General features: G+C 72.2%; 14 protein-coding genes. 8 read left to right on the plus strand and 6 right to left on the minus strand.

The genetic code is table 11. From position 1 onward, the window contains the following. Positions 1-441 precede the first annotated feature (441 nt). The gene (locus ABVB68_RS10750; protein WP_353600684.1) at positions 442-1,194 is read left to right on the plus strand and encodes an endonuclease/exonuclease/phosphatase family protein; all 753 of its coding nucleotides are present in this window, start codon (positions 442-444) and stop codon (positions 1,192-1,194) included. Positions 1,195-1,291: 97 nt separating this feature from the next. Here the strand turns inward: ABVB68_RS10750 and ABVB68_RS10755 are convergent, their stop codons facing one another. Both ABVB68_RS10755 and ABVB68_RS10760 read right to left on the minus strand, forming a co-directional pair. Then, positions 1,292-1,861 (minus strand): hypothetical protein, encoded by a 570-nt coding sequence (locus ABVB68_RS10755; RefSeq protein WP_353600685.1) that lies wholly within the window; start codon positions 1,859-1,861, stop codon positions 1,292-1,294. After that, positions 1,854-2,633, minus strand: coding sequence for an alpha/beta hydrolase (locus ABVB68_RS10760; RefSeq protein WP_353600686.1), 780 nt, complete (start codon positions 2,631-2,633; stop codon positions 1,854-1,856). The genes ABVB68_RS10755 and ABVB68_RS10760 overlap by 8 nt, the downstream gene beginning before the upstream one ends. Positions 2,634-2,802: 169 nt before the next feature. On the opposite strand from ABVB68_RS10760, the gene ABVB68_RS10765 reads away from it, so the two are divergent. The 4 genes from ABVB68_RS10765 (at position 2,803) to ABVB68_RS10780 (ending at position 6,640) form a co-directional block, all read left to right on the plus strand. Further along, positions 2,803-3,528 (plus strand): lysophospholipid acyltransferase family protein, encoded by a 726-nt coding sequence (locus tag ABVB68_RS10765; protein ID WP_353600687.1) that lies wholly within the window; start codon positions 2,803-2,805, stop codon positions 3,526-3,528. Positions 3,529-3,573: 45 nt separating this feature from the next. After that, positions 3,574-4,827, plus strand: a complete 1,254-nt coding sequence (gene macS / locus ABVB68_RS10770; RefSeq protein WP_353600688.1) for a MacS family sensor histidine kinase — start codon at positions 3,574-3,576, stop codon at positions 4,825-4,827. Further along, entirely contained in the window at positions 4,824-5,501 is a 678-nt protein-coding gene (locus ABVB68_RS10775; protein WP_353600689.1) for a response regulator, read from the plus strand. Before macS ends, ABVB68_RS10775 begins: the two co-directional genes overlap by 4 nt. A gap of 110 nt (positions 5,502-5,611) precedes the next feature. Beyond that, on the plus strand, positions 5,612-6,640 hold the full coding sequence (locus tag ABVB68_RS10780; protein WP_353600690.1) for a 6-phosphofructokinase: 1,029 nt from the start codon (positions 5,612-5,614) through the stop codon (positions 6,638-6,640). Positions 6,641-6,693: 53 nt separating this feature from the next. Here the strand turns inward: ABVB68_RS10780 and ABVB68_RS10785 are convergent, their stop codons facing one another. Together ABVB68_RS10785 and ABVB68_RS10790 are read right to left on the minus strand one after the other, a co-directional pair. Further along, entirely contained in the window at positions 6,694-8,556 is a 1,863-nt protein-coding gene (locus tag ABVB68_RS10785) for an anthranilate synthase family protein (protein WP_353600691.1), read from the minus strand. 100 nt (positions 8,557-8,656) lie between these two features. Next, positions 8,657-8,713 (minus strand): trp operon leader peptide, encoded by a 57-nt coding sequence (locus tag ABVB68_RS10790; protein WP_353600867.1) that lies wholly within the window; start codon positions 8,711-8,713, stop codon positions 8,657-8,659. Between the two features lie 106 nt (positions 8,714-8,819). On the opposite strand from ABVB68_RS10790, the gene ABVB68_RS10795 reads away from it, so the two are divergent. After that, positions 8,820-10,172, plus strand: a complete 1,353-nt coding sequence (locus tag ABVB68_RS10795) for a class II 3-deoxy-7-phosphoheptulonate synthase (RefSeq protein WP_353600692.1) — start codon at positions 8,820-8,822, stop codon at positions 10,170-10,172. A 129-nt stretch (positions 10,173-10,301) separates the two neighbouring features. Then, positions 10,302-10,526 carry a (2Fe-2S)-binding protein gene (locus ABVB68_RS10800; protein ID WP_353600693.1) on the plus strand — a complete coding sequence of 75 codons (225 nt, stop codon included), beginning with the start codon at positions 10,302-10,304 and terminating at the stop codon, positions 10,524-10,526. A gap of 51 nt (positions 10,527-10,577) precedes the next feature. Here the strand turns inward: ABVB68_RS10800 and bfr are convergent, their stop codons facing one another. Continuing rightward, positions 10,578-11,063: a bacterioferritin gene (bfr, locus tag ABVB68_RS10805; protein WP_353600694.1), complete on the minus strand. Its 486-nt coding sequence runs from the start codon at positions 11,061-11,063 to the stop codon at positions 10,578-10,580. Between the two features lie 174 nt (positions 11,064-11,237). Here bfr and ABVB68_RS10810 point away from each other — a divergent pair, with 174 nt between their 5' ends. Next, positions 11,238-11,870, plus strand: coding sequence for a sulfite oxidase-like oxidoreductase (locus tag ABVB68_RS10810; protein WP_353600695.1), 633 nt, complete (start codon positions 11,238-11,240; stop codon positions 11,868-11,870). A 113-nt stretch (positions 11,871-11,983) separates the two neighbouring features. Here the strand turns inward: ABVB68_RS10810 and ABVB68_RS10815 are convergent, their stop codons facing one another. After that, a complete protein-coding gene (locus ABVB68_RS10815; RefSeq protein ID WP_353600696.1) occupies positions 11,984-12,859 on the minus strand; it encodes a deoxyribonuclease IV in 876 nt (291 codons plus the stop codon). Positions 12,860-13,156 lie beyond the last annotated feature (297 nt).

Here is a 13,156-nt window from a genome sequence, read left to right on the forward strand (position 1 = left end):
GCTCGGTGTGGCTCACGCAATGGACCGACTGACCGCCGTGGCCGCCAGCCTGAGCAACCGCTCCTGAGCCTCTGACATCGGACTTATTCGTCTAGGGGGCGCCTCGAGCCTCGCGGCGGACGCCGCGGCCCCGAATCATGACGTGCCGGCCTTCGCGCGCGGACCCCGCGTCCCCGAGCTGCTGGGGTACCTCGACCCTCGCGGCGGACTCCGCGCCCGGGGGGCATGACGTGCCGGCCCCCGCGGGAGGACCCCGCGTCGCCGAGCCAGGGGGGCACCTCGACCCTCGCGGCGGACGCCGCGGCCCCGGGTCATGACGTGCCGGCCCTCGCGCGCGGACCCCGTGTCCCCGAGCTAGGGGGCGCCTCGATCCTCGCGGCGGACCCCGCGCCCCCGGGTCATGAGGCGCTCACGGGCCTGCGAGCGGCGTAGATTGACGGCATGGTAACCCCGCTGCTCCCCAACTCCCGCACCGAGGCGGACGGTTCCGCGGTCGTCAGGGTCCTGAGCTACAACATCCGCTCCATGCGCGACGACACGGACGCGCTGGCCAGGGTGATCTCCGCCTGCGCCCCCGATCTGGTCCTCCTCCAGGAAGCCCCCCGGTTCTTCCGCTGGCGCAAGAAGCTGGCGCGGCTCGCGGCGGCCTCGGGCCAGGTCGTCCTCACCGGCGGAGCCACCGCGGCGGGACCGGCGATCCTGTGCGGTCTCCGGGCCACCGTCGAGCGGACCGAGGACGTGCTCCTCCCGCTCACCCCCGGACTCCACCGGCGGGGCTTCGCCACGGCGGTGATCCGGTTCGGCGGCGCCCGCCTGGGCGTGCTCAGCTGCCACCTCAGCCTGCGCGAGGACGAGCGCCACGAGCAGGGCGGCCTGCTCCTGGACCGCCTCGCCGGCCTGGGCGTGGAGCACGCGGTCGCGGGCGGCGACCTGAACGAGCGACCCGGCGGCCGCACCTTCCGCCGCCTCTCCGCAGACCTGCAGGACTGCCGTACGGCCGCCCCCTGGGGCGAGGAGTTCACCTCCACCCCGGCCGACCCCCACCAGCGCATCGACGCGATCTTCGCCACCAAGGGCGTCGAAGTGCTGGGCTGCGGCGTGCCGGTGGACCAGCCCGGCGTCACCCGGGCCGACCTGACGGCGGCCACCGACCACCTCCCGGTGCTGGCCGCGCTCAGGGTCCCGGCGAGCTGAGAGCGGCCGCCGTGGCACGGGCGAGGCCCCGGCGACCTGAGAGCGGCCGCGGTGGCACGGGCGAGACCCGGGAGGTCGTCTCGGCCGTGCCGTGCGGTCAGACCACGGCGCCCCGGCCGGGGTCGCCGTCCTCGTCGTCGTCCGTCCGCATCCGCACCACCAGCGTCGCGAAGCCGCCGAGGAAGCCGCCGATGCCGAGCGTCGTCAGCCACCAGGTCATGTCCCAGCCGAGCAGGACCGCCAGCAGGAGCAGCACCGGCCCGCCGACGACACCGAGCCAGGCGAACCTGGCCGTCGCGTCGGTGGCCGGCAGCGGCGGCGGCTCGGGCGGCACGAAGTGGCCCTCGTCGTCCTCGTCGAAGTCGTCGTCGGACGGCTCGGACGTGTTGTAGTCGCGCGGGCCGACGCCGGGCGCGAACGAGACGGAGCTGCCGAGCGGCCGCACGGGCCGCGGGTCGGCGGACTCGTCGTCGCCGTTCGTGGTGTCCTTCTCCGGCAGCGCGAGATCCTCCACCGGCTTGTGCGGCTTGGCGCCCGGCGGATCCGCCGGTTCCTCGCCGTACCCGGCGACGATGGCCCGCCAGGCGGCGTCCTCGTCGAAGGGCACCCCCTGCTCGTCCGGCTCGCGCTCCTCACGGTTGTCGCGGTCGGAGCCGTGCTCAGCCAACTGCGGCCGTCCCTTCCTTGCCGACGCCGGGTGCGAGCCGGCCGATGAAGGCGAGGCTCTCGTCGAACACCCGGTCCGCATCCTCGTCCAACGTCGCCACGTGGTAGCTGTGTTCCAGCACGAGCTCCGTCACGTCCGTGGACGACACCCGGCCGAGCACCCGGGCCGAGTCCGCGGCCGGGACGACGTGGTCCTGGGCGCTGCGCAGCAGCAGCAGCGGCTGGGTGACCTGGGGCAACTCGCCATCCAGCCGGCGCAGGAACATCCGCAGCGAGTGGGCCGCGTGCAGCGGCACCCGGTCGTAGCCCAGCTCCGCGGCGCCCTCCTTCGCGATGTCGCTGGCGATGCCCTTCGTCGTCCGTACGAGGTGCCGGGCGACGGGCAGGGCGTACGCCGACAGGCCGTGCACCCTGTTCGCCGGGTTGACGGTCACCACGCCGGTGATCCGGTCGCCGTGCAGCGCGGCCAGGCGCAGCGCCAGCGCGCCGCCCATGGACAGGCCCGCGACGAACACCCGGGAACAGCGCTCGGAGAGCAGCCGCAGCTCGCGGTCCACCTCCGCGTACCAGTCCTGCCAGCCAGTGACCTGCATGTCCTCCCAGCGGGTGCCATGGCCGGGCAGCAGCGGCAACGACACGGTCAGGCCGTGGGCCGCGTGGTGCTCCGCCCAGGGGCGCATCGACTGGGGTGAGCCCGTGAAGCCGTGACAGAGGAGGACGCCCACCTCCCCGCCTTCGTGGCGGTACGGCTCGGCTCCGGGGAGAACCGGCACCTTGGACTCTCCTGTTCGTGGGAGGCCTCGCCCGGTGGCCGGTCAAGGCGGGAAGAAACACGCGGATGTGGTTCACCGTACGCGACCGCACTGACACCGACCAGGGTCGTCGGGCCCTTTGACGGTCCTCCGGGTTATGGTCTGTTCGACGCAAACAGGAGGCACACGGGTGTTGTACGGCACGATGAAGGTCGCCATCGGCGGGCCGCTGAAGGTCGCCTTCAGGCCCTGGGTGGAGGGGCTGGAGAACATTCCGGCCACGGGCCCCGCCATCCTGGCGAGCAACCACCTGTCCTTCTCGGACTCGTTCTTCCTGCCGACGATGCTGCACCGCAAGGTCACCTTCATCGCGAAGGCCGAGTACTTCACCACCCCCGGTGTGAAGGGCCGGCTGACCGCCGCCTTCTTCAAGGGCGTCGGCCAGCTCCCGGTGGACCGCTCCGGGGCGCGCGGCGCCGGCGAGGCCGCGATCAACAGCGGTATAGAGGTGCTGCGGCGCGGTGAGCTGTTCGGCATCTATCCCGAGGGGACCCGCTCGCCCGACGGCCGGCTCTACCGGGGCAAGCCCGGCGGCCTCGCGCGCGTGGCCCTCGCCACCGGCGCGCCCGTCATCCCGGTCGCCATGATCGACACGGAGAAGATCCAGCCTCCCGGCAAGGTGGTGCCCAAGCTGATGCGGCCCGGCATCCGCATCGGCAAGCCCCTGGACTTCAGCCGCTACCAGGGCATGGAGCACGACCGGTTCGTGCTGCGCGCCCTGACCGACGAGGTCATGTACGAGATCATGCGGCTCTCCGGCCAGGAGTACGTCGACATCTACGCGACCGCGGCCAAGCGGCAGATCGCGGAGGCGGCGAAGGCGGCCAGGGAAGCGGAGAAGAAGGCGGCGGGGTAGCCGGCGAGGCGGCGGGGTATCAGGCGGGCGGGGGAGCGGGGGGACATGCCCAGGCGCGAGCGTGTGATGCGGATGTCGGTCGAGCTGCCGCTGTGGCGCGCGCTCGCCGGCTACCGCGTGCTGACGATGCTGTACGCCATCGGCCTGTGCGCCACGGCGTACTCCCACTTCGCCCGCCCCTGGGTGGCCCTCGCCTACTACGCCGTCCTGCTCGGGTGGACGCTCGCGACCCTGCCCAAGGTGGCGGGCGAGGCCGCCTGCACCAGGCGCTTCCTCGCCGCCGACCTGACCGTCGCGCTCACCGGCATCCTGCTGACCCCGCTCGCCGACAACCACGAGCGGATCGCCGGCGGCGGCCCCACCCTGCCGTCGATATGGACCGCCGGTTCCGTGCTGGCCTTCGCCCTCAAAGGCGGCTGGCGCTGGGCGGCGGTCGCCTCGACGGCCGTGGCCGCCGGCAACCTCGTCGAGCGCGGCCACCCCGCCCGGGACACCGTGCACGCCGTGATCCTCGTCTGGGTCGCCGCCATCGCCATCGGCTACGTCGTGGAGGTGGCCCGCGCCTCCGAGCGCACCCTGGCCCGCGCGCTGGAGATCGAGGCCGCGACGCGGGAGCGGGAGCGGCTGGCCCGGGACATCCACGACAGCGTGCTCCAGGTGCTGGCGATGGTGAAGCGCCGGGGCACGGCGCTCGGCGGCGAGGCGGCCGAGCTGGGCCGGATGGCCGGGGAGCAGGAGGTGGCCCTGCGCACGCTGGTGTCGGGCGGTCTGGTGCCGGTGTCCCGGGTGTCGGAGGACGCGGCCGCCGGAGCGGTCGTACGGGCCGTCGAGGAGCCCTACGTCGACGGACCGGACGGACCGGCCGGGTCGGCCGGGTCGGTCGATCTGCGCTCCCTGCTCGCCCCCTTCGCGAGCGGCCGGGTCGGCCTCGCCGAGCCCGGTGCCCCGGTGGTGCTGCCGACCGCCGCGGCACGGGAGGTGGCCGCCGCGGTCTCGGCCGCGCTGGACAACGTGCGCAGGCACGCCGGCGAGGAGGCCCGGGCCTGGATCCTGGTCGAGGACGAGCCGGACGAGGTCGTCGTGACCGTACGGGACGACGGTCCCGGCATCCCCGCGGGCCGGCTCGCCCAGGCCGAGGGGGAGGGCCGGCTCGGGGTGGCCCAGTCGATCCGCGGACGGCTGCGGGACCTCGGCGGCAGCGCCGAGCTGGTCTCCGTCCCCGGGCAGGGCACGGAAGTCGAACTGAAGGTACCGAAGGGCGCCGGACGGGCGCGGGGCAAGAGGGCGGAGCAGCGATGACACAGCGGCAGGACCCGATCAGGGTCATGGTGGTGGACGACCACCCCATGTGGCGTGACGCGGTAGCCCGGGACCTCGGTGAGCGGGGCTTCGAGGTGGTCGCCACCGCGGGCGACGGCGACCAGGCGGTCCGCCGCGCCAGGGCCGCCCGCCCCGACGTCCTGGTGCTGGACCTCAATCTGCCCGCCAAGCCCGGCGTCCAGGTATGCAGGGAACTGGTCGCCCACAACCCGGCGTTGCGCGTCCTGGTCCTCTCGGCGAGCGGCGAGCACGCCGACGTCCTGGAGGCGGTCAAGTCCGGCGCCACCGGCTATCTGCTGAAGTCGGCCTCCACCGGGGAACTGCTGGACGCGGTGCGCCGTACCGCGGCCGGCGACCCGGTGTTCACGCCGGGCCTCGCCGGGCTGGTGCTCGGCGAGTACCGCCGACTGGCCTCCGAGCCCGCGCCCGCCGCCGACACCGGCGAGCCGGGCGCGCCCCGGCTGACCGACCGGGAGACGGAGGTGCTGCGGCTGGTCGCCAAGGGCCTGAGCTACAAGCAGATCGCCGAACGGCTCGTCATCTCCCACCGCACGGTGCAGAACCACGTCCAGAACACCCTCGGCAAGCTCCAGTTGCACAACCGGGTGGAGCTGGTGCGGTACGCGATCGAGCGTGGCCTGGACGACGAGTAGAGCGGCCGCCGCGGCACGCGGCGGAATCACCCTTCCCGCCTCTCCCGATGTGACGCGAATCACCACTAGCGTGACTGAGCGTCAGGCAAGCGCGGCGAAGGGACACTTTCATGCGGGTCGGAGTACTGACCGGAGGCGGCGACTGCCCCGGGCTCAACGCCGTCATCCGGGGCATCGTGCGCAAGGGCGTGCAGGAGTACGGCTATGACTTCGTCGGCTTCCGGGACGGCTGGCGGGGTCCGCTCGAGAACGACACGGTCCGCCTCGACATCTCCGCGGTGCGGGGCATCCTGCCCCGCGGCGGCACCATCCTCGGCTCCTCGCGGACCAACCCGCTCAAGATGGACAACGGCATCCGCCGTATCAAGGAGAACCTGGCCAAGCAGGAGGTCGAGGCCCTCGTCGCGATCGGCGGCGAGGACACCCTCGGCGTGGCCGCGCGGCTGGCCGACGAGTACGGGGTGCCCTGCGTCGGCGTCCCGAAGACCATCGACAACGATCTGTCCGCCACCGACTACACCTTCGGCTTCGACACCGCGGTCAACATCGCCACCGAGGCGATCGACCGCCTGCACACCACCGCCGAGTCCCACATGCGGGTGCTGGTCTGCGAGGTGATGGGCCGCCACGCCGGCTGGATCGCGCTGCACTCGGGCCTGGCCGGCGGTGCCAACGTCATCCTCATCCCGGAACAGCGCTTCGACCTGGACCAGGTGTGCGCCTGGATCACCTCCCGCTTCAAGGCGTCGTACGCCCCGATCGTCGTCATCGCCGAGGGCGCCATGCCGAAGGACGGCGAGGTGGTCCTGAAGGACGAGTCGCTGGACTCCTTCGGGCACGTGCGCCTCTCCGGGGTCGGCGAGTGGCTGGCCAAGGAGATCGAGCGGCGCACCGGCAAGGAGGCCCGCACCACGGTCCTCGGGCACATCCAGCGCGGCGGCACCCCCAGCGCCTTCGACCGCTGGCTCGCCACCCGCTTCGGACTGCACGCCATCGACTGCGTGCGCGACGGCGACTTCGGCAAGATGGTCGCCCTGCGCGGCACCGACATCGTGCGCGTGCCGATCGCCGAGGCCACGGCCAGGCTGAAGACCGTGGACCCGAAGCTGTACGAGGAGGTGGGGGTGTTCTTCGGCTGACGACCCGGCCGCGCCGTGGCGGGGCCCGGGACCGCGGTACCCGGGCCCGTCCCTCACCCGCGTGTGCTCGCCGCGCGCAGCCCGCCGATCAGCTCGCGCACGATCGCCGCGCCGTCCAGGGTCAGCACGGACTCCGGGTGGAACTGCACCCCGGCGAACCCGGGCCCCCGCAGGGCGTGCACCTCGCCGTTGCCCGCCCGGCTCACCTCGATCCCGTGCGCCGCCAGCTCCCGGGCCGCCCCGTCGTCGCAGCGAGCCGTGAAGCTGTTGTAGAAACCGACCGTCTCCGGCCGCCCGAACAGGTCGATCCGCGTCTGCGCCCCCTGGTACGGCACCTGCTTGCGCACCAGGTCGAGGCCCAGCTCCGCCGCGATCAGCTCGTGGCCGAGGCACACCCCGAGCACGCCGAAGCGGTGCTCGCGGATCAGCGTGGCCGCCAAGGCGCGCAGGAACCGCATCTTCGGGTCGGCGGGATCGCGGGGATCTCCGGGACCCGGTCCGAGCACGACCGGCCCCTCGTGCGCGAGCGCGGCCTCACGCAGCCCCGGCTCGTCGTACCGCCGGACGGTCACCTCCTGACCGCCCGAGCGCAGCACGTGCGCCAGCATCGCCGTGAAGGTGTCCTCTCCGTCCACGACCAGGGCATGGCCGGTCAGCTCCCGTGCCTGCTCCTGCATCCGCAGCCAGAACGGCGCCAGCGCCGAGCGGCGCCCGTCCAGCGCGGCCCGGACCCGGGGATCGTCGGCCAGCCGGGGCCGGTCCCGCTCCGTGGCCGGCCGGGACGGCCGCACCCCGAGGGCGGACAGCACCCCCGCCGCCTTCGCGTGCGTCTCCGCGACCTCGCCCGCCGGGTCCGAGCCGCGCACGAGCGTCGCGCCGACCGGGACGCGCAGCCGGCCGTCCGCGTCGATGTCCGCGGTGCGGATCAGGATGGGCGAGTCCAGTGTCTGGGCGCCCCCGGAGTCCCGCCCGAGCAGCGCCAGCGCCCCCGCGTAGTAGCCCCGGCCGCCGACTTCACGGCGCTCGATCACCCGGCACGCGTTCTGCACCGGCGATCCGGTGACGGTCGCCGCGAACATGGTCTCCCGCAGCACCTCCCGCGCGTCCAGGGAGGACTTCCCGCGCAGCTCGTACTCGGTGTGCGCGAGGTGGGCCATCTCCTTCAGCCGCGGGCCGACGACCACTCCGCCCCGGTCGCCGACGGTGCACATCATCTTCAGTTCCTCGTCGACGACCATGGACAGCTCCTCGATCTCCTTGCCGTCGGCGAGGAAGTCCAGCAGCCGCTCCGGTGTCGGCCCCTCGGCGGGATAGCGGTAGGTCCCGCTGATCGGGTTCATCACGACGGTCCCGCCGGACATCCGCACATGCACCTCGGGACTGGCACCGACCAGCGTCCGCTCCCCGGTGTGCACCACGAACGTCCAGTACGCGCCGCGTTCGCCGGTCAGCAGCCGCCGGAACAGGGCCAGCGCGTCGGCGCGGCCGAACCCGGGGATCTCGCCCTCGTACGTCCGCCGGATCACGAAGTTCGCGCCCTCGCCCCGGCCGATCTCCTCCGCCAGCACCCGCCCGACGATCTCGCCGTACTCCTCGTCCCCGACGTCGAAGCCGCCGCCCTCGACCCGCACGTCGTGCGCCGGGAGCCCGGTCAGCGCCTCGGCGAGCGGGATCTCGTACGACTCCTCGGGGGTGAGGGCCAGCAGCGGGGTGCCGTCGTCGCGGACGTCGAAACCGCGCTCGCGGATCTGCCGGAACGGGATCAGCGCCAGCCCCTCGTCGGGCAGGTCGGCGAGCCGGTCGTGGGTGGTCACCGGGCCGATCAGCACCTCCACAAGCTGCTCGGCGCGGCCGGGGGTGCGGCGGCGCAGCAGGGCGAAGGGGCGGGGGTCGGACAGCAGGTGCAGAAGGTTCACGGGTCGGGCTCCTACTCGATCGTGTGAAGGAGAGGAACGACCCGGAGAACGCCGAAGGCCGCCCCTCGGGCGGCCTTCGCGAAGTCTGGTGTACGCGCGATCAGCGGGCCGCCGGGAGAGCGGTCCACCACCAGTTCTGGATCGAAAGCGCGAACATGCGAAAGACCCTACCTCACCCGCGGGCCGTCCACGGGGCGACCACCCCGTCTCATCCTTCGAGCCGGAAGAAAGAACATCCGACACGACCACGTAAGGTTTGGGAGGTGACCGTGAACGCTAAGACCAGCACGAGTGCTGGCAACACCTGGCGAGACCTGCCCGCGGCGCAGCAGCCCGAGTACCCCGACACCGAGGCTCTGCGCGCAGTGATCGCGGACCTCGAGTCGTATCCGCCGCTCGTCTTCGCGGGCGAGTGCGACCAGCTGCGCGCCCGGATGGCGGCCGTCGCCAAGGGAGAGGCGTTCCTCCTCCAGGGGGGCGACTGCGCCGAGGCCTTCGACGCGGTGTCCGCCGACCACATCCGCAACAAGCTCAAGACGCTCCTGCAGATGGGCGCCGTCCTGACCTACGCGGCCTCCGTGCCCGTGGTGAAGGTGGGCCGGATCGCGGGGCAGTACTCCAAGCCGCGCTCCAAGCCGACCGAGACCCGCGACGGCGTGACCCTGCCGACGTACCGGGGCGACTCCGTCAACGGCTTCGACTTCACCGAGACCAGCCGCGTCCCGGACCCCGAGCGGCTGAAGCGCATGTACCACGCCTCGGCGTCCACGCTGAACCTGGTGCGCGCCTTCACCACCGGCGGCTACGCCGACCTGCGCCAGGTGCACGCCTGGAACCAGGACTTCGTGCGGACCTCGCCGTCGGGCCAGCGCTACGAGCAGCTGGCGCGCGAGATCGACAACGCGCTGAACTTCATGCGGGCCTGCGGCACCGACCCGGAGGAGTTCAAGACCGTCGAGTTCTTCGCCTCGCACGAGGCGCTGCTGCTGGACTACGAGTCCGCCCTGACCCGGGTGGACTCCCGCACCGGCAAGCTGTACGACGTCTCCGGGCACATGGTGTGGATCGGTGAGCGCACCCGGCAGCTGGACGGCGCGCACATCGAGTTCGCCTCGAGGATCCGCAACCCGATCGGCATCAAGCTCGGCCCGAGCACCACGGCCGAGGAGGCGCTGCAGTACATCGACCGCCTCGACCCCGACCGGGAGCCGGGCCGGCTGACCTTCATCGTCCGCATGGGCGCCGGCAAGATCCGCGACAAGCTCCCCGAGCTGGTGGAGAAGGTCTCGGCCTCCGACGCGACGGTCGCCTGGGTGACCGACCCGATGCACGGCAACACCTTCGAGGCGGCCTCCGGGCACAAGACCCGCCGCTTCGACGACGTGCTCGACGAGGTCAAGGGCTTCTTCGAGGTCCACAAGGCGCTCGGCACCCACCCGGGCGGCATCCACGTGGAGCTGACCGGCGACGACGTCACCGAGTGCGTGGGCGGCGGCGACGAGATCTTCGTCGACGACCTGCACCAGCGTTACGAGACGGCCTGCGACCCGCGGCTGAACCGCAGCCAGTCGCTGGACCTGGCGTTCCTCGTGGCGGAGATGTACCGGGACCAGTGAGCCCGGGTGGGGCGCGGATCACAGACGATCCGCGCCCTTTCTCTTTTGCGCCCGGCGCGGGATGGGTAAGGTTAGGTTTGCCTCACCGAATAGGGGATGGCATCACGACCCGTCGGGAGGTGGATCCGCGTGTACGTCTGCAGCTGCTTCGGGGTGACCGAGGCGCAGGTCAAGCAACACGCGGAGGACGGCGCCTGCACGCCCCGGCAGATCGCCTCGGCCTGCAAGGCAGGCACCGACTGCGGCGGCTGTGTACGGCGGATCCAGGCGCTGCTGGGCCGGGGAGCCTGTCCGCGCCGTGAGCTGATCGAGCAGCACGCCCCGGCGCTCGCGCGGCTGGACGACGCCGCCTAGCGTCCCCGTCCGCGGCCGCCCGGTGCACGGCGAGGCCGCCGTGCCGGGATCTCAGGCGTCGGGCTGGCTCTGCTCGATGACGGTCGCCAGATAGAGCGCCTCGCCGAGCTTGTCCACCAGTTCCAGCTGGGTGTCCAGATAGTCGATGTGGTGCTCCTCGTCGGCCAGGATCGCCTCGAAGACGTTCGCCGACGTGATGTCGTTCTTCTCGCGCATCACCTGGACCCCCCGGCGCAGCCGGTCGATGGCCTCGACCTCGACCTGCCGGTCGGCCCGGAACATCTCGGTGACCGTCTGGCCCACCTGGACGTGGAAGAGCCGCTGGTAGTTCGGCAGGCCGTCGAGCAGCAGGATGCGGTCGGTGAGGATCTCCGCGTGCCGCATCTCGTCGAACGACTCGGCCCGGGTGTACTTCGCGAGCTTCGTCCATCCCTTGTGGTCCTGCAGTTTGGCGTGCAGGAAGTACTGGTTGATCGCGGTCAGCTCGGCGGTCAGCTGCTCGTTGAGCAGTTCGATGACCTCGGGGTCGCCTTGCATTGCGATGAACTCCTTCGCGTAGTCGGACCAGGCCGATAGCGCCGCATGATTGCACCGGCGAAGAAGATCTTCCAGTAAGTGGGTACTTAGTGGGTAAGTTCTGTCTTGCTGATATCTGTCCGTTCCTGTGGGGGGTGGTCAAGGGCATCGCCCGAGGTCTGTCAGGATGGATACATGGGTCATCCGGTGGAGCGAGAGTCTGGAGCAGCGGCAGGGACCGAACTTCCCCCGGGTCAGCGGCTCCAGCGCGGCTGGCCGGTCACGCACTACGGACCCGTCCCGAAGTTCCGGCCCGAGCGCTGGGAGTTCCGGGTCTTCGGCGCCACCGCCGACGGCGACAAGCACACCTGGGACCACGAGGAGCTCACGGCCCTGCCCTACACCACCGTGGTGGCCGATCTGCACTGCGTGACCAAGTTCAGCATGATCGGAGCGGAGTGGGGCGGCGTCCCGGCCCGCACGATCCTGGACCTGGCCCCGCCGGCGCCGGACGTCACCCATGTGATGGTCTGGGCCGAGTACGGCTTCAGCTCCAACCTGCGCCTGGCGGACTTCGCCTCCGACCGCACGATCTTCGCCACCCACAAGGACGGCGAGCTCCTCACCGCCGAGCACGGCTTCCCGCTCCGCCTGATCGTGCCCCACCTGTACGCCTGGAAGGGCCCGAAGTGGGTCCGTGGCGTGGAGTACATGACCGCCGACCGCCGCGGCTTCTGGGAGGAGCGCGGCTACCACAACCTGGGCGACCCCTGGAAGGAACAGCGCTACTCCTACCAGGAGGAGCCCGGGGACGGCCCCGAGCTGTGACCTCGGGTCCGCTCGGGGCGGTACCGGTGCACCATCACGGCCCCCTGCCCCGCCCGGTCGTCCACTCGCCGGCCGCGGGCCGTGCCGTCGGCCGGGCGCTCACCCCGGTCGACTCAGGAGTCCCGGAGTTTCTTCAGCCGCTCCACGTCCGCGGCGTGCCCCTGGCTGCCGCCGGGCGTCTCGATGACCAGCGGGACGCCCGCCGTCGCCGGATGCGTCATCAGGGCGCGGAACGGGTCCTCGCCGATGTGGCCGGCACCGATGTTCTCGTGCCGGTCCTTGTGCGCCCCGACGACGTCCTTGGAGTCGTTGGCGTGGATCAGCTTCAGCCGGCCCTCGCCGACCGTGTCCACCAGCAGGTCGAGGGTCTGGTGCATACCGCTCGGACCGGTCAGATCGTGCCCCGCGGCGAAGATGTGGCAGGTGTCCAGGCACACGCCCAGCTTCGGGTGCGCGTCCAGCGCCTCGAAGTACGGCCCGAAGTCCCAGGTGCGTGAGCACAGCGAGGCGCCCTGCCCGGCGGTCGACTCCAGCAGCAGGAACGGGTCGTCGTCGGTCAGTTCCTCCAGCAGCGGCAGCAGGCGCTCGCGCACCTGCCGCAGCGCGACCTCCCGCGGCCGCCCGCCGGTCGCACTGCCGGTGTGCACGACCACGCCCAGCGCACCGATCTCCCGCCCGCGCCGCAGCGAGTGCCGCAGGGAGGCCACGGACCGCTCGACGGTCGCCTCGGTGTGCGAGCCGAAGTTGATCAGGTAGGGGGCGTGCACGTACGCCGGGATCGACTCCTCGGCGCACGCCGCCCGGAACGCCTCGTCCTGCCGTGGGTTCCCGGCGGGCGTCGCCCAGCCGCGCGGGTTGGCGACGAAGACCTGCACGGTCTCCGCCCGCAGCTCACGGGCGTACGACAGCCCGACGGAGTGCAGGCCGCCGGCCACCGGGACATGGCCGCCGACGGGGTTGCGGGGCGGCGGGGACTGATCAGGACTCACCCGTTCAGGGTGTCATGCCCACCCCGACCCTCGGACCACGGTCCCCGGTGACCCCCGTCACCGGATCCGCCGGACGCTCCGGGTCTCCGGACGCACCGGATCCGCCGGACGCACCGGTTCCCCGGGCCCGCCGGGTTTCCGGGCCCACCGGGTCCCCGGGCCCATCGGATTTCCGGGCCCGCCGGGTCTCCGGGCCCGCCGGGTCTCCGGGCCCACCGGTTCCCGGGACCAGCGGACCCACTGGATCCCCGGACCCACGGGGCGTACCTACCGGGAGAGCCAGATGATCACGGTGTC

This window comes from Streptomyces sp. NPDC096012 (assembly GCF_040426375.1).
Taxonomy (GTDB): Bacteria; Actinomycetota; Actinomycetes; order Streptomycetales; family Streptomycetaceae; genus Streptomyces.

Excerpts from the sequence above, each read along its gene's own strand:
- ABVB68_RS10750 (WP_353600684.1), top strand. The coding sequence starts at position 442 with ATGGTAACCCCGCTGCTCCCCAACTCCCGCACCGAGGCGGACGGTTCC.
- macS (WP_353600688.1), top strand. The coding sequence starts at position 3,574 with ATGCCCAGGCGCGAGCGTGTGATGCGGATGTCGGTCGAGCTGCCGCTG.
- ABVB68_RS10775 (WP_353600689.1), top strand. The coding sequence starts at position 4,824 with ATGACACAGCGGCAGGACCCGATCAGGGTCATGGTGGTGGACGACCAC.
- ABVB68_RS10780 (WP_353600690.1), top strand. The coding sequence starts at position 5,612 with ATGCGGGTCGGAGTACTGACCGGAGGCGGCGACTGCCCCGGGCTCAAC.
- bfr (WP_353600694.1), bottom strand. The coding sequence starts at position 11,063 with ATGCAAGGCGACCCCGAGGTCATCGAACTGCTCAACGAGCAGCTGACC.
- ABVB68_RS10810 (WP_353600695.1), top strand. The coding sequence starts at position 11,238 with ATGGGTCATCCGGTGGAGCGAGAGTCTGGAGCAGCGGCAGGGACCGAA.